Raw genomic sequence first — 20,214 nt, 5'->3', positions numbered from 1 at the left:
AGGTGCGGGCGGACCGGCTGAAGCATTCATATGCCGTCTCACCGTGTGCGACGGCATGCTGCCCTACTGCCCCCTTTTGCGGGGCGGGACATGGCGCAGGCACTGGCGCGGCGGGACGCGGAGCGGCGCGGAACGACGGATCCACTCGATCCCGACACCACCCTGCCGGTAAGCAGCCAGCGCCGTCATGGCGACGGCGCCGCGCTGACCCGGGCGCTGTCGAAACGCTACGCCGACCGCATCACCGGCAGCTTCACCATCCCCGGCCGCGAGGGCGACTACGCGTCGATCCCCGACGACGTGCCGGCCGCGCTGGCCGCTGCCTTGCGCGCGCGCGGCGTCGATCGGCTCTACCGCCACCAGGCCGACGCCTGGGCCGCCTCGCAACGTGGCGAAAATGTCGCCATCGTCACCCCGACCGCGTCGGGCAAGTCACTGTGCTACACGCTGCCGGTGGTCAGCGCGGCGATGCAGGGGAACGCGAAGGCCCTCTACCTGTTCCCGACCAAGGCGCTGGCGCAGGATCAGGTCGCGGAGTTGCTGGAGCTCAACCGCGCCGGCGACCTCGGGGTCAAGGCGTTCACCTTCGACGGCGACACGCCGGGCGACGCGCGCCAGGCGATCCGCCTGCATGGCGACATCGTGGTGTCGAATCCCGACATGCTCCACCAGGCGATCCTGCCGCACCACACCAAGTGGGCGCAGTTCTTCGAGAACCTGCGCTACGTGGTGATCGACGAGATCCACACGTATCGCGGCGTGTTCGGCAGCCACGTCACCAACGTGCTGCGCCGGCTCAAGCGGATCTGTACGTTCTACGGCGTGAGCCCGCAGTTCATCCTGTGCTCGGCGACCATCGGCAACCCGGCCGAACACGCGCGCGCGCTGATCGAGGCCGACGTGCACGCGATCACGCAGTCCGGCGCGCCGACCGGCGACAAGCACGTGCTGCTGTGGAATCCACCGGTCATCAACCCCGACCTCGGCCTGCGCGCGTCGGCGCGGTCGCAGGCCAACCGCATCGCCCGGATCGCGATCAAGGCCGGGCTGAAGACGCTGGTGTTCGCGCAGACCCGGCTGATGGTCGAAGTGCTGACCAAGTACCTCAAGGACGTGTTCGACAGCGACCCGCGCAAGCCGCCGCGCATCCGCGCCTACCGCGGCGGCTACCTGCCGACCGAACGCCGGGCGGCCGAGCGCGACATGCGCGCGGGCAACATCGACGGGATCATCTCGACCTCAGCGCTGGAACTCGGTGTCGACATCGGCTCGCTCGACGTGGTCGTGCTCAACGGCTATCCGGGTTCGGTCGCGGCGACGTGGCAGCGCTTCGGCCGCGCCGGGCGTCGCCAGCAGCCGTCGCTCGGCGTGCTGGTCGCCAACTCGCAGCCGCTCGACCAGTACGTCGTGCGGCATCCCGACTTCTTCGCCGACGCCTCGCCCGAACACGCGCGCACCGCGCCGGACCAGCCGCTGATCCTGTTCGACCACATCCGTTGCGCCGCGTTCGAGCTGCCGTTCGTGGTCGACGAAGCGTTCGGCCCGATCGAACCGGAGGTCTACCTCGAAGCGCTGGCCGAGACCGAGGTCGTGCACCGCGAGGGCGACCGCTGGGAGTGGATCGCCGACAGCTACCCGGCCAACGCGGTGTCGCTGCGCTCGGTCGCCGATGGCAACTTCGTCGTCGTCGACCGCAGCGGCGGCAAGCAGCAGATCATCGCCGAGGTCGACTACTCCGCCGCCGCGCTGACCCTGTACGAAGGCGCGATCCACATGGTCCAGAGCACGCCGTACCAGGTCGAGCGGCTCGACTGGGACGGCCGCAAGGCCTACGTCACGCGCACGCACGTCGATTACTACACCGATTCGATCGACTACTCGAAACTCAAGGTGCTCGAACGCTTCGACGGCGTCGATGCGGGCCACGGCGACTGCGGCCACGGTGAGGTGCACGTGGTCCGGCGCGTGGCCGGCTACAAGAAGATCCGCTACTACACCCACGAGAACATCGGCTACGGCCCGGTCAACCTGCCCGACCAGGAGCTGCACACCACCGCGGTCTGGTGGCAGTTGCCACAGGCGACGCTGCTGGCGTGGTTCGCATCGCGGCAGGACGCGCTCGACGGTTTCCTCGGCGCCGGCTACGCGCTGCACGTGGTCGCGACGGTGGCGGTGATGGCCGACGCGCGCGACCTGCAGAAGGCGGTCGGCAACGGCGACGGCGCGTGGTTCGCGACCGCCGACGCGAAAGGACGCGGCCAGCTGCGCGGCGTCGAAGCGCCGGTCGAGGGCCTGTCGATCGCGCCGGGCGCGCGGGCGCGGCTGCCGCTCCAGGCGCACGACGAGTTCGTCGCAATGCACGCCGGCGATGACGACCGTCAGGGCACCGCCGGCGCCGCTCGCGGTGGCGCACCCTCCGCACACGCCGCGGCAACGACGAGCGGCTGCGACCAGGTCGAAGTGCAGCAATTCGTCCCGACCATCTACCTCTACGACAACTTCCCCGGCGGCGTCGGCCTCAGCGAACCGCTGTGGACGCGGCAGGCCGAACTGGTGCGCCGCGCGACCGAGCTGGTCGAGCGCTGCGACTGCAAGGCCGGTTGCCCCGCGTGTGTCGGCCCGGTGCTGGCGGCCGACGAGGACGGCGACGGCGCCACGCCGAAGTCGCTGGCACGGCGGGTGCTCGGTTTGCTGGCGGAGGCTGCGGCGTGATCGGGCCCTGCCTTGCCGAAATCGCTGATTCTTCCCGTGGCAGGAGAGCATCCGTTCCACAAACGACCCCGGGCTTTTGTAGGAGCGGCTTCAGCCGCGATCGAATGCATGGCCGTCCGTCCGACTCCCGATCGCGGCTGAAGCCGCTCCTACAGGGGACTGGGGGCGGTTGGTGAGCATTACCCTGGAGCGGTTGCGTGCGCTCAAGCACGAAGCCGGCAACCGCACGACAACGGTGGCTGCGCCAGCGCGCGGCAGTCCATCGGAATCGCCCCGTGCGACCGCCCGTGAGAACCCGTCGATCGACTCCCTGCGTCGCCTGCTCGGCGTGCGCGAGCGCGCGCCCGGCTACCCGTCCTCGCGCGGCCCCGTCGACCGCGCGTTGCCTGGCGAGGAGATCGCGCCGGGCCTGCGCCTGATCGAGGACTGGCTGCCGTTCCCGACACCCGTCGACGCGCTGCCGCTGGCCTTTGCCAAACGCGACGACATGGTCACTGCGCGCAACCTGATGTTCTTCGACACCGAGACCACCGGCCTCGCCGGCGGCACCGGCACCCGTGCGTTCCAGATCGGCGCGGCCGACTGGCACGTGCACCCGCTGCACGGCGATGGCCTGCGCATCCGCCAGTTGCTGATCACCACGCTCGCCGCCGAGACCACGATGCTGTGCGAGTTCGCGCGCTGGCTGTCACCGTCCACCGTGTTGTCGAGCTACAACGGCCGCTGCTACGACGCGCCACTGCTGAAGACGCGCTACCGGCTCGCGCGGTTGCCGTGCCCGATCACCCCACTCGACCACGTCGACCTGCTGTTCCCGACCCGCCGACGCTACCGCGGCGTGTGGGAGAACTGCCGACTGGCGACGATCGAGCGCGAACTGCTCGGGATCGTGCGCGAGGACGACCTGCCGGGATCACAGGCGCCGGCCGCATGGCTGTCGTACCTGCGCGGCGGCGCGTCGTCGTTGCTGCGCCGCGTCTGCGCGCACAACCACCAGGACGTGGTGACGCTGGCGCGGCTGATGCTCCAGCTGGTCTCGGTCGAGCAGCAGGCCGGTGTTTACGCGACGCACACGGTGGTGCCGGCAGGCTGCGACCGATAACCCGAGGAGCCACCGCCATGAGCCGTGCCGTCATCCACCCTGCCGTCCTCCCCGTTTCCGTACTGCTGCTGTCGATGGTCGCCTGCACCGCGATGCCGCCGGTCGACGCGCCGCCGATGGCCAACGGGCCCTGCGTGGCCGATGCCGCATCGTGGTCGATCGGCCGTGCCGCGACCCCGGAGGTGGTGGAGCGTGCGCGCGCCGAGAGCCACAGCACCGACGTGCGGGTGATCGAGCCGGGCCAGCCGGTGACGATGGATTTCAACCCGGACCGGTTGAACATCAATGTCAACGAGCGGGGTGCGATTACCGGGTTGAAGTGCGGGTAGATCCCCGGCGTTTTGTGTCCCGCCTTGTGCAGGAGTGGCGTGGGAGAATCGGGCCACCGGATTCCGGATGAATCGAGGGGCAGTCATGCGTCGCAATCGTTCGCTCTGGGTGGTGGCCGCGATCGTGCTGGTCGGGCTGTGGGCCTGGACGCAGCAGACCGACAATGGCACGTTGCACGCGCCGCCGGGTTCCACTCCCGGCATCGACGCACCGGTCGCGCTGCCGGGCTCCGGCGACGCCGGTCGCGCGTCGAGTCGGCATGAAGGCAATGATCGCGACAGGGGCGATCGCGGCGGATCGACCGGCGCCGTTCCATCCGCCGCCTACCCGGCGTTCCTGCCTGCCGAGGCGCACGCGGTACTCGACGCGATCGCCGATGGCGGACCCTACGAATACCGGCAGGACGGCGGCGTGTTCCAGAACCGCGAACGCCTGCTCCCCAGCCGGCCGCGCGGTTACTACCACGAGTTCACGGTGGAGACGCCCGGCTCGCGCGACCGCGGTGCGCGGCGCATCGTGACCGGCGGCGACCCACCGGTCGAGTACTTCTATACCGACGACCACTACCGCAGCTTCCGCCGTTTCGAGCTCACCGGGGAACGCCGATGAACGCCCTCGACCTGCGCGCCCTGCTCGCCGATCCGTTGCAGTCCGGCGCCTACTTCCTCGACGACCGCGACACCGGGGCCATGGCCGAGGCGGGTGCGGCGCTGGATTTCGCGGTGGCACGGGTGGACCTGGCCGATTGCGGCGACAAGGCCGCGGTGCTCGCCGAGCTCGCGCGGGCGCTGGGCTTCCCGCAATGGTTCGGGGGCAACTGGGATGCGCTGGCCGACAGCCTGGGCGACCTGTCGTGGCTGCAGGCGCCGGGCTATCTGCTGCTGGTGGAGCACGCCGGCGATTGGCGCGATGCGGACGGCGACGCGTTCGACACCCTGCTGGCGATCCTCAACGAAGCCGCGGCCGACTGGCGCGAGCGCAATGTCGCGTTCTGGGCCTTGTTGCCATTGCCCCGGGCGCGGCTGGCGGAACTGGAAGCGTAGGCGCGACGCGGGTCGCGATCCGGCGACTCAGGCGCGGTCGTCGATACCGCTGACGCCCGCCTGCTTCGCGCAGTGGGCGCAGCAGTAGAACGTGCCGTCGTGCTCGGCGCCGTGGCCGATGATCCGGCACTGGCAATGCGCGCACGTGGGGGCGAGCGCATGGATCGCGCATTCGAACGAGTCGAACGTGCCGCTGCCATTGTGCGCCTTCACGGTGAAGGCCTTGTCGTAGTCGTTGCCGCACACGTCGCAGGTCGCCATGGTGCACCTCGATCCGGGGAAGGTGCGGGCGAGTGTCGCGCGGTCGATGATCAGCGACGGTGAAGGCCGTCGACGGGCGCGGCATGGCCGCCCGTCAGCCCGGTCGATGTTGCCGGGTCGATCCGCGTGGCCGGTCGCGTCCCTAGTCGTCGTCGCCGACACCGAAATCGATACCAGCCGAATCCGATTCGCTCGACCAGGTGGCTTCCTGGGTGCGCTCGCACCACGCCGGCACGAGTTCGCCGGGGCGGCCGACGCTGCCGTCGCATTCGGGGCGGGCATCGACCGCGGCGTTGGTGTCGCGGTATTCCATGCTGCCGCAGGCCGACAGCAGGGTGGCGGTGATGGCGGCGATCAACACGAGGGAGGTCGGACGCATGGGGAGCTCCTTGTGGGTGCAGTGGCTGGAGTATGCATCGGGGTGGCCGTCGCGATCACAAAAGCTCACCCCACCGACACCGGCTGCAGCAAGCGCAGGCCGAACCAGTCGCGCGGGTCGTTCCAGCGCTGGACGACCTGCAGGCCGGCGCGCGCGGCAAGGGCTTCGAAGCGCGCATCGGTGTACTTGTGGCTGTACTCGACCTGCATCGCCTCGCCTTCGGCGAAATGGAACGTGTGGCCGTCGAGGTGCACGTCCTGCACGCGCCGGCTGACCAGATGGGTCTCGATCCGGCCGCGCTCGCGCGAGTACACCGCACGATGGTGGAAACCGGCCAGGTCGAAATCGCTGCCGATCTCGCGGTTGAGCCGGGCCAGCAGGTTGAGGGTGAACTCGGCGGTGACGCCGGCGGCGTCGTTGTAGGCGGCTTCGAGCAGCGCGACGTCCTTTTCCAGGTCGATGCCGACCAGCGCCTGGCCGCGCGGGCCCATGGTCGCGCGCATCGAGCACAGCAGCCGCAACGCGTCGCACTCGGCGAAGTTGCCGAGGGTCGAGCCGGGGAAAAACACCAGCGTATGACCGGTCTCGCGCGCCGGTAGTGGCAGCGGCACGGGCTGGGTGAAGTCGGCGCAGACCGGCAGCATCTCGATCCGAGGGAACGATTCGGCGAGGCGCTCGACGCTCGCGACCAGCGCGGTGCGCGAGATCTCGATCGGGGTGTAGGCGACCGGATCGTCGAGCCCTTCCAGCAGCAGGTGGGTCTTGCGACCGCTGCCACTGCCGTACTCGACCACGTGCGCGAACGACGCGACCGCGTCGTTGATCGCCGGCATCGACGCTTCCAGCAGGTCCAGCTCGATCCGGGTCAGGTAGTACTCGGGTTGGCGGGTGATCTGCTCGAACAGTTGCGAGCCGCGGGCGTCGTAGAAGTATTTCGACGACAGCCACTTGGGCGTCGACGAGAGTCCGGCGACGGTGTCGCCGATGATGTCGTCGGGGGACGGATGCAGGTCGGTAATCGGCATGTCTATCGTTTCCAGCATCATCAATTGTCCCGGGCCAGTCGCAGGCCGGAAAACTGCCAGCGATCGGGTGCGTGGAAGAAGTTGCGGTAGCTCGCCCGCAGCTGGTCGCGCGCGCTGGCGCAGCTGCCGCCACGCAGGACCTGCTGGGCGCTCATGAACTTGCCGTTGTACTCGCCGAGCGCGCCGGGCATCTCGCGGAAGCCGGGGTAGGCGGTGTAGGCGCTGGATGTCCATTCCCAGATGTCGCCGAATAGTTGGCGGGGGGATCCGTCCGGTGCCCGGTCGGCGGCTTCTGCAGGAGCGGCTTCAGCCGCGATCGGAAGACCGGCGGGGATGAACGATTCTCCGATCGCGGCTGAAGCCGCTCCTACGGGAGCGCGGGCGGGCACGGGGTGCAGCAGGTCGTCCTCGACGAAGTTGCCCTGCACCGGCACCTGTGCCGCCGCGTGTTCCCATTCGAACTCGGTCGGCAGCCGCGCGCCGGCCCAGCGCGCGAATGCGTCGGCTTCGTAGTAGCTCAGGTGGCAGACCGGCGCGTGCGGATCGATCGCGCGCAGGCCGCCGAGGGTGAATTCACGCTCCAGCGCTTCGTCCCAGTACAGCGGCCGGTTCCAGCCTTCCTCGCTGATCCGTGACCAGCCATCGCTGAGCCACAGGGTGGCGGTGCGGTAGCCGCCGTCATCGATGAACGCGCGGTACTCGGCGTTGCTGACCGGCCGGCTGGCCAGCGCGTGGGCCGGCAGCAGCACGCGATGGCGCGGCGATTCGTTGTCGTAGGCGAACACGTCGCTGGCGTCGGGCCAAGCCGCCGCGCCGACCTCGATGATCGTTTCGTCCTGGCCGATCCAGTGCAGCGCGGTGGTCGCGCCCTCGCGCGTGGGCAGATCGTTGCGATAGGCCGGCTTCAGCGGGTTGCACCAGAACGCGTGCTTGATGTCGGTCAGCAGCAGTTCCTGGTGCTGCTGCTCGTGCTGCAGGCCAAGCACGATGCGTTGCAGCAGCTCGCCAGCGAGATCCCCCCGCTCGAATGCCTGATCGATCCGCTTGTCGACCTGTGCACGGTAATCCAGCACCTGTGCCAGCGCGGGCCGCGACAACAAGCCGCGCTGCGGCCGGGCGTGCATCGGTCCGACGCTCTGGTAGTAGCTGTTGAACAGGTAGTCCCACGACGGCTCGATGGGCCGGTAGCCATCCCGCGCACCAAGCACGAAGCGCTCGAAGAACCAGGTGGTGTGCGCCAGGTGCCACTTGGCGGGACTGGCATCGGGCATCGACTGGACCATCGCGTCCTCGGCCGACAGCGGGGCGGCGAGCGCGAGGCTGCGGGCGCGCACCGTGCGATAGCGCGCGACCAGGGAGGCCGCAGGTGCGGCGCGATCGAGTCCGGCGGTGGCGACAGGCGTCGACATCAATGCCAGCATACCGCTCGCGTCACAATGGACCGGTGACCGCGTTCGCCGATCGACTTCAACCGTTCAGCGACCCGGCCCGACATCGATGAACTGCAGGAACTCGGCGCGGGTGCGCGCGTCCTCGCGGAAGCTGCCGAGCATCTTCGAGGTGATCATGCTGACCCCGCGCTTGTGCACGCCGCGGGTGGTCATGCACTCGTGCGCACCCTCGATCACCACGCCGACGCCGCGCGGCTGCAACACGCGCTGGATGCAGTCGGCGATCTGCGAGGTCATCTTCTCCTGCACCTGGAAGCGCCGCGAATACGCCTCGACCACGCGCGCCAGCTTGCTGATGCCGACCACCTTGCCGTCGGGCAGGTAGCCGACGTGGGCGCGGCCGATGATCGGCGCCATGTGGTGCTCGCAATGGCTCTCGAACTGGATGTCGCGCAGCACGATCAGCTCGTCGTAGCCGCAGACTTCCTCGAAGGTGCGCGCGAGGTATTCGTCGGGGTCCAGGCCATAGCCGCTGAACCAGTCGGAATACGCCTTGGCGACGCGCTTCGGGGTGTCGACCAGGCCTTCCCGGGCCGGGTCCTCGCCGGCCCAGGCCAGCAGGGTGCGGACGGCGGATTCGGCTTCTTCGCGCGTGGGTTTGCGGGCATCGGCCATCGGACGGACCTGGTTGCGGGGGACGCCCATGCTACTGCAGGACCAAAAAAACGGGGCCGCAACGCGGCCCCGTCAATCGATTGCTGCTTGTTGTTGTTAGTCGGTGTTGCCGCCTGGCTCAGCGGCCGTCGCGGTCGGCGTCGCCGGGCATGGCGCGCTCGATGTGGTGCCAGCCATCGCGCACGGCGTGCTTCGCGTCGTTCCACTCCAGGCGGGAATTGGCCTGCGCGCGGGTCTGGTCCCAGTTGCGCTGCAGTTCCGGCTCGGCGTCCTCGAACCGCTGGCCGCGGTACTGGCCGTAGGTCTGGTAGCCGTAATCGTAGGCCGGCTCGTAATCGTTCCAGTCGCGCTCGGCGGAGTAGTACGGCGCGTTCTTGTACTCGGTCTTGAAGTGCTCGCGGTACTCGGTCGGGTTGACCGCCTCGGCGACCGAATCGCCGGCCTTGGCACCAATCACGCCACCGGCAACCGCACCAACGGCGCTGCCGACCGGACCGCCGACCGCACCGACCGCCGCGCCCGTCACCGCACCGGCGACCGCGCCCGTGCCTGCACCAATACTGTGGTCTTTCTTGACATCGCTCATGGGGTTGCTCCGTTGCATGTGGGGGAGCCGGCGCGCGTGCGCCGGTTGCAACGACCCTAGGCGCGTGCCGGTCCAGCCGGAGTGAATTGACACGCCGTGCACCTGAATCCGTTCAGCACGGACGCATTCAGCGCAGGCGTCCGGCAAGTCCGGAAACGCGTTCGACGTGGCGACCCAACGCGCCGCGCAGCACTGCCTCGCTGGCGCATACATGCAGTTGGCGACGCGCGCGGGTGATCGCGGTGTACAGCAGTTCGCGCGACAGCCCGCGTCCGTCGGTGCGCGGCAGTTGCAACCAGACCGTATCGAACTCAGAACCCTGGGCCTTGTGCACGGTCATCGCGAAGGCGCTTTCGTGCGCCGGCAGCGCGGCCGGGTGGAACGCGCGCACCGCGCCGCCGGTGTCGCCGCCGCTGTCGGCAAACCACGCGACGAGGGTGCCGCGTTCGTCGCGCAGGCAGATGCCGATGTCGCCGTTGAACAGGCGGTGGCGGTAGCTGTTTTCGACGACCAGCAGCAGGCGGCCGTGGAAGTGCGTGGGCGGGCGCGGCCCGACCAGCGCCTCCTCGATCCGCGCGTTGAGCAGGTGGGTCCCTTGCGGGCCGCCGCGCACCGCGGTCAGCAGGCGCAGTTGCGCGGCGCTGGCGAGTGCCGCGGCGGGGTCGACGCTCCCGGCAAGCGCGCGCCAGTGCGGCAGCAACGCGACCGCTCCCGTAACCAGCGGATCGGTCGCGCCTTCGTGGAAATGCACCCCGTCGAGAGTGTTACCGCGCAGCAGTGCGAGCGTGCGATCGGCGTCGCCTTCGCGCACCGCGTCGGCCAGCGGGGCCAGTTCGAACCCGGCCGACTGCCGATAGCCGCGCAGCAGGTGGACGCGGTGGCCGGCGAGAGCCGCCGTGGCGGACGCCTCGTCGGCGGCATCACCGGTGGCCGCGCAGATCGAGGCGAGCACGTCGCCGGCCTCGACCGACGGCAACTGGTCGGGGTCGCCAAGCAGGACCAGCCGGGCGCCGTCCGGTACCGCTTCGGCGAGCTTGCACATCAGCGGCAGGTCGACCATCGAGGCCTCGTCGACCACCACCACGTCGTACGGCAGCGGGTGGTCGGCGCCGTGCCGGAAGCGCGGGCTGCCGGGGATGGTGCCGAGCAGGCGATGCAGGGTGCTGGCGCCTTTTGGCAGGGCCTCGACCCAGGCCGGCTCGAAGCCGTCCGCCGACGCCATCCGTGCGACCGCGGCCTGCAGGCTTTCGGCCATGCGCTCGGCGGCGCGGCCGGTCGGCGCGGCCAGCGCGATCCGCAGCGGCGGATGCCCGGCCAGGCGCGCCTGTGCCAGCAGCAACACCAGCATCCGCGCGATCGTGGTGGTCTTGCCGGTGCCGGGGCCGCCGGTGACCAGCAGCAGCGCGCGCTGCAGGGCGAGCGCGGCGGCGCGCGCCTGCAACGGGTCGGAGCTGCCCGCCGGGAACAACGCGTCGAACACCGGCGCCAGTGCCGCGGCATCGACCGCGACGGGCACGTGGCCGGCCAGCGCACGCAGGCGGGCGGCCAGCCGGTGCTCATATTCGCGGTAACGGCGCAGGTAGAGCAGGCCGCCTTCGAGCACCAGCGGGCGGTTTCCGGCGGCGTCCGGGGTACCGCCGGCGACCCAGTCCGACGACGCCAGCGTGTCCATCCAGATCTCGGCGCTGGGCCAGTCCGGCCCGTTCTCGACCAGCCGCCGGGGTCGCGCCGGGTCGAAGCCGGCGTGGCCATGCGACACCGCCAGCGAGGCCAGTGCGGCGCCGGCGAGTACCAGGTCCGGCGTCGCCGGTTCGAGCCGGCGCAGGGTCGCGGCCAGCTCGCGGTCGAGCAGGCGCAGGTGGCCACCGCGGCCGAGGTCGTCGAGCAGGCTCATGCGGTGTCTCCGGCGAACAGCGCGTCGAGCGCGTGCACGAGTTCGGGCCCGGGGCGATGCGCGTGGACGCCCTCGCGACCATCCGGTGCAAGGCCGCGGCTGAACACGTAGCGCACGCCACCGAAGTCGCGCGCGTAGTCGTAGTCGCCACCCAGCCGGAAGCGCAGCCAGCGGTGCAGCGCGAGCGTGTACAGCAGCGCCTGCAGGTCGTACTCGCTGTGCGCCATCGCGGAGTCGAGGCTGGCCGGGTCGTAGGCCGGCAGCCGGTTCGACTTGTAGTCGAGCACGTACCAGCGCCCGCCGACGGTGTAGGTCAGGTCGATCTTGCCGGTCATCAGGCCTTCCAGCCGCTGGCGCACGCCGAACGCGTGGCGGCCGCGCAGCACGTCGAAGCCGTGCAGCAGCGCGATCAGTGCATCGACCCGGGTCGGCGCCAGCGCAAAGTGGAATTCCATCTCGGCGCGGCGCGCGTCCCCGGCCAGGTCGCACAACCGGCCGCCCTCGGGCAACGCCGTGGTGAGGGTGTGGCCGACCAGCCCGGCGAGCAGCGCGGCGCCGTCGTCGAGGTCGGCGTCGGGGTAGCCGCCGGCACGCAGCGCCGCGTGCAACGGCGCGTGCTGTCCGGGCGGCGATGCATCGCCATGGTGCCAGTCGCGCCATGCATCGAACGCGACGTGCTCGAGTGCGTCGTGCAACACGTTGCCGAAGCGGCTGCCGGAAAAACGCGGATCGAATGCATCGCGTGGGTCGCCGGTGCTTCCGTCACTGGCGGGATCCGCGTTCGCGACCGGCGTGGTGGCATCGGCGAGCGCTTCGTCGTCGGCGCCCTGTTCCGCACGCGTGGCGGCGGCGAGCGGTGCGGCGCCCTCGCCGGCGTCGGCCCGGGCGAGCTGGGTGAAGCTGTAAACCCACCAGTCGCGCGGGATCGCGCGTTGCGCCACGCGCGCGGCCGGCACGCCATCCTCGACCGGTGGCGGCAATGGCGCGGGTGGCGGTTGCAACGGTGCGTCGTCGATCGCGATCGCCGGCTCCCGCCGCAACCGGTCGAGATCGGCCAGCATCGGCGCCAGCCGGGTCCTGTCGTGGTTGAAGAACGCGCCCTTTGCCAACCACAGCGCGTGGCGGGCACGGGTAAGGCCGACGTACAGCAGGCGCGCGTCCTCGGCCCGTTCCTCGTCCGCGTGACCGCTGCATGCGTCCGCCCAGGCCTGCGACTGCTTGTCGATCTTCCAGTGCAGCACGCGCCGGTCGCCGTCATGCACGGCGTGGTGGCGGGCGTCGTTGCGGCCGTTGCCGCCGATGCCGATGAACGGCAGGAACACCAGCGGGTACTCCAGTCCCTTGCTCTTGTGCAGGGTCACGATCTGCACCCGGCGCGCATCCGATTCCAGTCGCAGCAGTTGTGCCTCGTCGTCGCTGTCGGCGTCGGCGATCGCCGCGCGCAACCCGTCGAGCTGGCCGTGCAGGCCCGGTGTATTCGCCTGTGCGTCCTGCATCAGCTCGGCCAGCTGCAGGGTATTGGTCAGGCGGCGCTCGCCGTCGAGCAGGCCGAGCAGGCGCTCGCCCGCCGCGGCGCAGAGGTCGGCGACCAGCGCCAGCGGGCCGCTGCGCTGCCAGCGCTCGCGCCAGTCCTGCGCCTGCTGCTGCCACGCGGCGTGGCGGGCACCGTCGTCGTCGAGGATGGCGATCGCGGTGGCGTCGAGGCCGACCAGCAACGTCGCCAACGCCGCGCGCAGGCGACTGTCGTCGGCCGGGTGCAGCAAAGCCTCGAACAGCGCCAGCAACTCGCGTGCCTCGTCGGTGGCGAACAGGCTCTGCTTGCCGGCGGCGACCGCGGGGATGCCGGCGGCGGCCAGCCCCAGCTGCATGCGCGTGGCTTCCTTGTGGCTGCGCACGAGCACCGCGATGTCGCCGGCCGCGACCGGACGGCCTTCGATGCTGGCGGTGCCGGCGCGGCCTTCGAGCAGCAGCGCGTGGATCGCGGCGACGCAGGCGCGGGTGGCGAGCTCACGCGAGCGGTCGGCCCTGATCGATTTCGCATCCGGCCCGTCGGGATCGGCGATCAAGCGCACGGTCAGTGCCGGCGCCGCGGCGCCGTGGCGGATGAAGTCGTCGTCGCTGCGGCTGCAGCCCGGCAGCACCGGCGTGAAGCGGATGCGCGGGTCGACGAACGGCGACGGCGCGGCGTGTCCGGCCAGGTCGGCCGCATTGCCCGGCTCGGCCGGAGCCTTCGCGGCCGCGTCGTACAACGCCGCAATGGCCGCCAGCACGCCAGGGCGCGAGCGGAAATTTCGATCCAGCGGCGGGGCCGGGTCGGCGGTGGCTTTTGCCTGCAGGTAGGTGTGCACGTCGCCGCCGCGGAAGCCGTAGATCGCCTGCTTGGGGTCGCCGATCAGGAACAGCGCCGGCGGCGACGTGCGCGCATCCGCACCCGGCTCGACCGCGTCGCCGGGCGGCTGGCCGAACACCCGGCGGAAGATCGACCACTGCCGCGGATCGGTGTCCTGGAACTCGTCGACCAGGGCGATGCGGTACTGCTGGCGCAGCGCGGCGCCCAGTGCCTCGCCGCCGCTGCCGTCGAGCGCATCGGCGACGCCGTCGATGAGGTCGTCGTAGGTCTGCAGCCGGCGCACGCGCTTGAGTTCGGCCAGGCGCGCACGGGCCTCGGCGCGGATGCGGTGCAGCAGCGCGGTGGCGTGGCTGTCGAGCCAGGCCTCGTGCAGCGCACGCGCGTCGACGAGCGCATCGACCGCCCCGCACAGCGGCGACTGCGGGGTGCGTCCTGTTCCGGCCTTGTTGGTCTTGGCCTCCAGCGTCCGGCTGCCGAACCGCGCGAGCTTGTCGTCGAAGGTCGCGAAGGCGTTGCCGCCGTCGCACCAGCGTTGCAACGCGCGCCAGTGCGGATCGAGGACGTCGGCCTTGTACATGGCCTTGTTGATGAAGCCGGTAGCGACCGCGGCATCGAGTGCGTCACGCAATGTCACCCCATGTTCGACGAAGGCCTCGCGCAGCGACCGTGCGGCCGCCTCCAGCGCCGGGCGCGGATCGTCACCGGCGTCCATCGGCAGCGGCGACAGCGGCTCGTGCGACAGCAGTTGGCGCAGGTCGTCCTGCAGTTGCTTCGGCTGCGTCCACAGCCGGGTCAGCAAGGTTGCGGCATCCGGGTCGGCGGCGGTGGCACGCCACAGGTCGGCCGCCAGCTCCTCGCGCAGGGCGGCGTCGCTGGTGAGCAGGGTCCGCGCGTCGAAACCGTGGCCGCTCTCGAGCGCGTGTTCGCGCAGCACCCGGGTGCAGAAGCCGTGGATGGTGAAGATCGCGGCGAGGTCGACTTCCCATACCGCCTGCTGCAGGCGCCGGGCGAGCTGCGCGCGGGTCTCGCCGCCGCCCGCGAGGTGGCGCTCGACGATCATGCGGCTGAGCGCGGCGGCAGCATCACCATCGCGCTCGCCATCGTCCGACGCGACCACGCGCGCGGCCACCTCCAGCCGTGCGCGGATGCGGCTGCGCAGTTCCTGGGTGGCCGCCTCGGTGAAGGTCACCGCGAGCACCTGGCCGATCCGCAGGCCGCGCTCGACCACCAGGCGGGTGACCAGGGTGGCGAGGGTGAAAGTCTTGCCGGTGCCGGCACTGGCCTCGATCAGGCGCACGCCGTCGAGCGACAGGTCGAGGTAGGGGTCCGTGGCGGTGGCGGGCCGGTCGGGTGCGTTCATGCGCTCGCCCCCGCGCGGTCGACCACCGCGTCGTCGCTGCCGTCGCCCGCGCGGCCTTCGAGCAGCGCCCGGAAGATGCAGGTGTTGATGTCGGTAAAACGCTCGAACAATCCGGCGTCGTCGAACAGGTCGCGGCCGCGCAGGGTCAGCCGCAGCGCATCGTCGTCGCGCTCGCCCCAGCGTCCTTGCATCGGGTCGCCGTGCCAGCGCGCGTGCGCGGCCTTGCGGCCCTTGTCGTGGTCGGTCGCGCTGTAAAGCTCCCAGCCGGTATAGGGCGCCCATGGCAGCGGTTCGGCCAGACCTTTCGCGCGCAGTTGCAGCAGCGCGCGTAGCGCTTCGCGGGCGGTTTCGGGGGCGAGCGGCGGACGCTCGTGCGGGCCAAGGCTTTCGCCATCGTCGTGGAACTGCACCAGCGTGCGTGGTGAGTCGCTGGCGCTGGCGAGCAGCCAGTCGAGGCCGTCGCGCAGCACCGAGGGACCATTGGGTGCACCCACGCGCAGGCGGGCGATGGCATCGCCATGGTCGTCTTCAATGCGGCCGCGCACGTGCACGACGCCATCGGGGAGTTCGAGTTCGACATCGATCGGCAGCGACCCGGCCTCGCGGCCGTCGCGCCAGCGGTTGAACAGTTCGGCGTAGGCGCGGGTGTCGCGCAGCAACGTCTCGAGTTGCGCCGCCGCCAGCGGGCCGGGCGGCAGCAGGCCGCGGGCGCCCAGGCGCGCGTGCAGATCGCCGGTGTCGTCGGCGATGCACGCCTCGAGCACCGCGGCTTGCAGGTGGTGCCTGTCGAGTCCGCGTGCCGGCAGCAGCAGCGGTTCGACGTCCTCGGCCGACGCGATCTCTTCCGGCAGGCGCAACGCGAGCCGGCGGCGCAGGAACTCGCCGGCCGGGTCGCGCAGGAAGCGGCGCAGCTCGGCGATGGCGACCACCTCCGACCCGTTGTCGGTGTCCGCAGGCGCCTTGGCCGCCAGCGGCCCGGTGCTCCACGCCGACAACGGCCGGCGCGGCCCCGCGCCACGGCCGGCGGCCGGATGCCATTCGGCCCGGAAACTGAAGCGCCGCGGCTCGGGGTCGCCGCGATCGCTCGCACCGAACGCGGCCGGCGCGAACGGCTGCAACGGGTGGTGCACCACCAGCGCCTCGCGCGCCACCGACGGATCGACGTGCTGGTCGGCGGCGGCATCGAGCAGCTCGGCCACCAGCACCGACGGCTCGCGCGGGCTGCCGTCACGCGCGTCGGCACCGAGATGGCTCAAGTAGAACACCTCGCCGGCCGAGGCCAGCAGTTGCAGGAACAGGAAGCGGTCGTCCTCGCGCAGCGAACGGTCGCCGTGCCGCCGCTGGCGGGTGCCGAGTTCGGCGGTCAGCCGGTTGAGCCCGGCCGCGGGGTCGCGTCGCGGGTAGTCGCCGTCGTTGAGGCCGAGCACGCAGATGGCGCGGAACGGCAGCAGCCGCAGCGGCACCATCCGGCCGAAACTGATGCCACCGGTGAGCAGCGGCGCGCGGGTGTCGGCCTCGCCGAGCACGCCGGCGAAATGCGCACGCACCACCTCCGGTGCCAGCGGGGCATCGAAGCCGGCGGCCGCGGCGCTGTCGGCGAAGCTGCCGACCAGCTGGCGCAGGCGTTCGAGTCCGCGCTGGGTGGTCGGGTTGGACGGCGGCGTTGGCAGCAACGCGTCGAGCAGTCCGAGCAGGCGCTCACGCCACTGCGCGGGTGGCATCGATTCGGCCAGCGTGCGCTCGTGGCGTTCCAGTGTGCGCAGCAACCGCAGCAGTACGTCGAGCGCATCGAGTGCGCCGCCCTCGAGTTCCGGCCACGGTGCCAGCATCGCGCCCGATCCGAGCGTCAGCGGTGCGTCGTCGCCGATCGCGTGGCCCAGCAGGAGCCGGTCGAGCGCGAAGCGCCAGGTCCAGGTGTCGTCGGCCGGTGCGCCATGCCGCTGGCGATGACCGGCGTTGAGGCCCCAGCGCACGCCGGCGGCCTGCAGCCAGCCGTGCAGGCGCTCCAGCGCGGGCGCATCGAGCCCCGCGGCCTCGGCCAACGGCGGACTGGCGAGCAGGTCGAGCACCTCGTGCAGGCCGAACCGCGACACCGGCAACGCCAGCAGGCGCAGGAACACCTCGGCCAGCGGTTCGCCGGCTAGCGGGCTGGCGTCGGCCAGCGCGTAGGGAATGAAGTCCGGCTGGCCGGCGCGGCCACCGAACACCGCCTCGATGTACGGCACGTACGGGTCGATGTCCGGCGCCAGCACGGCGATCTCGCGCGGCTGCAGCGGCGGGTCGAAGCGGTCGTCCTCGAGCAGGCCGCGCAGCTGGTCGTGCAGCACCTGCACCTCGCGCAGGCGGGTGTGGCAGGCATGGAACTGCAGGGTGGGGTCGCGGCGGTCGACCCGCTCGCGCAGCGGCGCACCGGGTTCGCCGCGACGGTGGAACAGGTCGCGCTGCAGCCGCTTGAGCAGGCCGTCGGCGAGCGCGTCTCCGGGCCGCGGCAGCGGCTCGGCATACGCGGGGACGTCGCCCGACGGATGCACCACCTCGTAGCTGCCGAGCACCGCCATGAAGTCGCGCCCGGCCGCGCCCCATGCCTGCAGCAGGGGGTTCTCGTCGTGGTCGAAGGCGTCCTCGCCGGCACTGCGCAGGCGCTCGCCGAGGGTCTGCAAATCGCCCCAGTACGCCCGGGTCGGCGACGGCAGGTAGAAATGCAGCGTGCCGACGCGCGCCTGGGTGGCGACCACCCGCAGCACGTCGGGCGAGATGTTGAGGGTAGCGAACGCGAACAGGCGCGGCGGCAACCCCGCGGGTGGCGGCACACCGTCACCGGCGGCGTGCTCGCCGGAAAACCGGCGCAGATAGTCGTCGATGCGCCGGGCGCGGTGGCGGCGGCCGGCGCCGACGTGGCGCCACAGCAACGCCTGCGGATCGCGCGCGTCCGCGCCGTCCTCCCAGCCCAGCAACCAGTCGCGCCGCCAGGCCTGGTACTTCTCGAATACCGCCGCCAGCTCGCCAGCCAGGCTCCAGGCCTTGAGTGGATCGGCGTCGGCCAGGTAATGACGCAACCCCGCCATCGCCGGCGCGCGCATCAGCGCCGGATCGCCGAGCGCGGCGTACAGGCGCCAGTGCAGGGCATCGGCATCGAGGTCCTCGCCGGCGCCGTCGACGTTGGCATCGAGCGCGCGCCGCACCAGCTCACCCGGGGTCAGGAACTCGAGGTTGGCGGCGATCCCGTGCGCCTTCGCCAGTTCCGCCTGCAACCAGCGTCGCATCGCCACCTGCGGGATCAGCACGATGTCCGGCGCCAGCAGCGACTGCCCCGGCGCCGGCACGCGCAGCTCCTCGGCCAGCAGGCCGGCCAGGACATCCAGCGAATTGGAGTGGTACAGGCGGAAGTCGGGCGCGGCGGGCATGCGGCCATCTTGCCGCAGCGGTGTCGCAGCGGGCGAGACATCCGAGCGCCACGGCCACTCGCGTGCGCGCGGGTCGACGCCCTGCGACAATGCCGACAACCCTTGTTCAGGTTCCTGTCGCCAAGCTGCCGTGGATATGGCCGCCTGGCGTAGTTCCGTCCCGATGACCGATCCCGATCCCATCGTCCGCCTCAACGACCTGCGCCTCGACCGCGGCGGCCGTGCGGTACTGCGCGACATCGACCTGGTCGTGCCGCGCGGGCAGGTCGTCGCCGTGCTCGGCCCGTCGGGCAGCGGCAAGTCGACGCTGCTGGCGGCATTGACCGGCGAGCTGGAGCCGGCCGCCGGTTCGGTCGAGGTGCTTGGCCAACCGGTGCCGCGCAACCCGCGCGCGCTGCTGGAACTGCGCAAGGGCATCGGCGTGCTGCTGCAGGGCAACGGCCTGCTGACCGACCTGACCGCAGCCGAGAACGTGGCGCTGCCACTGCGCACGCATACCAGGCTACCGAAGCCGGTGATCGCGCGGCTGGTGGCAATGAAGCTCAACGCGGTCGGCCTGCGCGCCGCCGCCGATGCGTTCCCGCGCGAACTGTCCGGCGGCATGGCGCGCCGCGTCGCGCTGGCCCGGGCGCTGGCGCTGGACCCGCCGCTGATGATCTACGACGAGCCGCTGACCGGGCTCGACCCGATCGCGTCCGGGGTGGTGATGGACCTGGTGCGCCGGCTCAACGACAGCCTCGGGCTGACCAGCATCGTCGTCACCCACCACGTACACGAAACCCTGCCGGTGGCCGACCACGCGATCGTGATCGCCAACGGCGGCATCGTGTTTTCCGGCACCCCGCAGGCGTTGCAGGCCAGCACCGATCCGCTGGTCCGGCAGTTTCTGGATGGCGAGCCGGACGGCCCGATTCCGTTCGATGCCGCACCACGCACCGCCGAGGCCGCCTGATGCCGTTTGTTGCCGCCACCCGTTCGGTCGGTCGCGCCGGCCTGTTCACCCTGTCGGTGCTGTCGGCATCGACGCCGAGCGTCGACCTGTTCCGGGAGTTTGTGCGGGAAATTTACAAGATCGGCGCGCGTTCGCTGCCGATCATCGCCGTTGGCGGTGCGTTTGTCGGACTTTCGGTGACTCTGCTGGGCTACCGGGCGCTCGACACCTACGGCGCCAGCAACCAGGTCAGCGCGATCCTCGGCCTCGGCATCTACCGCGAGCTCGGCCCGGTACTGACCGCGTTGCTGTTCATCGGCCGTGCCGGCTCGTCGATCGCCGCCGAACTCGGCCTGATGCGCGCCACCGACCAGATCACCGCGCTCGGACTGATGGCGATCAACCCGGTCGGCAAGGTGGTCGCGCCGCGATTCTGGGCGGCGGTGCTGTGCGTGCCGCTGCTGACCGGCTTCTTCTGCTCGCTGGCGATCAGCGCCAGCTACTTCGAGGCGGTCCACGTGATCGGGATCGACTCGGGGATCTACTGGCAGGTGCTGAAGGACAGCGTCGATTTCGTCGACGACTTCGGCATGGCGCTGGTCAAGTCGGCGGTGTTCGGCGCGGTCGCGGCGCTGGTCGCGTCCTACGTCGGCTTCCATGCCGAGCCGACCATCGAGGGCACCTCGGTGGCGACCACCAAGGCGGTGGTCAACGCCTCGCTGCTGGTGCTGATGTTCAACTTCGTCATGTCCGCGTTGCTTTTCAGGTAAC

15 protein-coding genes and 1 pseudogene are annotated in these 20,214 nt (G+C 70.9%); 7 read left to right on the top strand and 9 right to left on the bottom strand.

Annotated features, from left to right (window positions below; genetic code table 11):
- Positions 1 to 90 precede the first annotated feature (90 nt).
- The 5 genes and pseudogenes from ACT9F5_RS09835 (at position 91) to ACT9F5_RS09815 (ending at position 5,187) form a co-directional block, all read left to right on the top strand.
- Complete coding sequence (locus ACT9F5_RS09835) at positions 91 to 2,712, top strand: DEAD/DEAH box helicase (RefSeq protein WP_445119764.1); 2,622 nt, start codon at positions 91 to 93, stop codon at positions 2,710 to 2,712.
- Positions 2,713 to 2,866: 154 nt separating this feature from the next.
- Positions 2,867 to 3,814, top strand: a pseudogene (locus ACT9F5_RS09830) (ribonuclease H-like domain-containing protein); the annotation flags it as partial.
- A 17-nt stretch (positions 3,815 to 3,831) separates the two neighbouring features.
- A complete protein-coding gene (locus tag ACT9F5_RS09825; protein ID WP_445119763.1) occupies positions 3,832 to 4,143 on the top strand; it encodes an I78 family peptidase inhibitor in 312 nt (103 codons plus the stop codon).
- 85 nt (positions 4,144 to 4,228) lie between these two features.
- Positions 4,229 to 4,753, top strand: a complete 525-nt coding sequence (locus ACT9F5_RS09820) for a ribonuclease domain-containing protein (protein WP_445119762.1) — start codon at positions 4,229 to 4,231, stop codon at positions 4,751 to 4,753.
- Positions 4,750 to 5,187: a barstar family protein gene (locus ACT9F5_RS09815; protein WP_445119761.1), complete on the top strand. Its 438-nt coding sequence runs from the start codon at positions 4,750 to 4,752 to the stop codon at positions 5,185 to 5,187. Before ACT9F5_RS09820 ends, ACT9F5_RS09815 begins: the two co-directional genes overlap by 4 nt.
- Positions 5,188 to 5,214: 27 nt before the next feature.
- Here the strand turns inward: ACT9F5_RS09815 and ACT9F5_RS09810 are convergent, their stop codons facing one another.
- The 9 genes from ACT9F5_RS09810 to recC form a co-directional block, all read right to left on the bottom strand.
- Positions 5,215 to 5,448 carry a hypothetical protein gene (locus tag ACT9F5_RS09810; RefSeq protein ID WP_445098296.1) on the bottom strand — a complete coding sequence of 78 codons (234 nt, stop codon included), beginning with the start codon at positions 5,446 to 5,448 and terminating at the stop codon, positions 5,215 to 5,217.
- 142 nt (positions 5,449 to 5,590) lie between these two features.
- The gene (locus ACT9F5_RS09805; RefSeq protein WP_445119760.1) at positions 5,591 to 5,827 is read right to left on the bottom strand and encodes a hypothetical protein; all 237 of its coding nucleotides are present in this window, start codon (positions 5,825 to 5,827) and stop codon (positions 5,591 to 5,593) included.
- A 65-nt stretch (positions 5,828 to 5,892) separates the two neighbouring features.
- On the bottom strand, positions 5,893 to 6,873 hold the full coding sequence (egtD, locus tag ACT9F5_RS09800) for an L-histidine N(alpha)-methyltransferase (protein ID WP_445119759.1): 981 nt from the start codon (positions 6,871 to 6,873) through the stop codon (positions 5,893 to 5,895).
- Positions 6,873 to 8,264 (bottom strand): ergothioneine biosynthesis protein EgtB, encoded by a 1,392-nt coding sequence (gene egtB, locus ACT9F5_RS09795; protein ID WP_445119841.1) that lies wholly within the window; start codon positions 8,262 to 8,264, stop codon positions 6,873 to 6,875. Before egtB ends, egtD begins: the two co-directional genes overlap by 1 nt.
- 63 nt (positions 8,265 to 8,327) lie before the next feature.
- Positions 8,328 to 8,948, bottom strand: a complete 621-nt coding sequence (gene folE, locus ACT9F5_RS09790) for a GTP cyclohydrolase I FolE (protein ID WP_445119758.1) — start codon at positions 8,946 to 8,948, stop codon at positions 8,328 to 8,330.
- A gap of 88 nt (positions 8,949 to 9,036) precedes the next feature.
- A complete protein-coding gene (locus ACT9F5_RS09785; protein ID WP_445119757.1) occupies positions 9,037 to 9,504 on the bottom strand; it encodes a hypothetical protein in 468 nt (155 codons plus the stop codon).
- A 127-nt stretch (positions 9,505 to 9,631) separates the two neighbouring features.
- Positions 9,632 to 11,398 carry an exodeoxyribonuclease V subunit alpha gene (recD, locus tag ACT9F5_RS09780; protein WP_445119756.1) on the bottom strand — a complete coding sequence of 589 codons (1,767 nt, stop codon included), beginning with the start codon at positions 11,396 to 11,398 and terminating at the stop codon, positions 9,632 to 9,634.
- A complete protein-coding gene (locus ACT9F5_RS09775) occupies positions 11,395 to 15,108 on the bottom strand; it encodes a UvrD-helicase domain-containing protein (RefSeq protein WP_445119755.1) in 3,714 nt (1,237 codons plus the stop codon). Before ACT9F5_RS09775 ends, recD begins: the two co-directional genes overlap by 4 nt.
- On the bottom strand, positions 15,105 to 18,512 hold the full coding sequence (gene recC, locus ACT9F5_RS09770; protein WP_445119754.1) for an exodeoxyribonuclease V subunit gamma: 3,408 nt from the start codon (positions 18,510 to 18,512) through the stop codon (positions 15,105 to 15,107). Before recC ends, ACT9F5_RS09775 begins: the two co-directional genes overlap by 4 nt.
- On the opposite strand from recC, the gene ACT9F5_RS09765 reads away from it, so the two are divergent.
- The gene (locus tag ACT9F5_RS09765) at positions 18,394 to 19,464 is read left to right on the top strand and encodes an ATP-binding cassette domain-containing protein (protein WP_445119753.1); all 1,071 of its coding nucleotides are present in this window, start codon (positions 18,394 to 18,396) and stop codon (positions 19,462 to 19,464) included. The genes recC and ACT9F5_RS09765 overlap by 119 nt on opposite strands.
- Positions 19,464 to 20,213 carry an MlaE family lipid ABC transporter permease subunit gene (locus ACT9F5_RS09760; protein ID WP_445119752.1) on the top strand — a complete coding sequence of 250 codons (750 nt, stop codon included), beginning with the start codon at positions 19,464 to 19,466 and terminating at the stop codon, positions 20,211 to 20,213. The genes ACT9F5_RS09765 and ACT9F5_RS09760 overlap by 1 nt, the downstream gene beginning before the upstream one ends.
- Position 20,214: the final 1 nt, after the last annotated feature.

This window comes from Lysobacter sp. F6437 (genome assembly GCF_052547215.1).
Note: the sequence above shows the minus strand (reverse complement) of the source record. Positions and strands in the feature narration are given on the sequence as shown.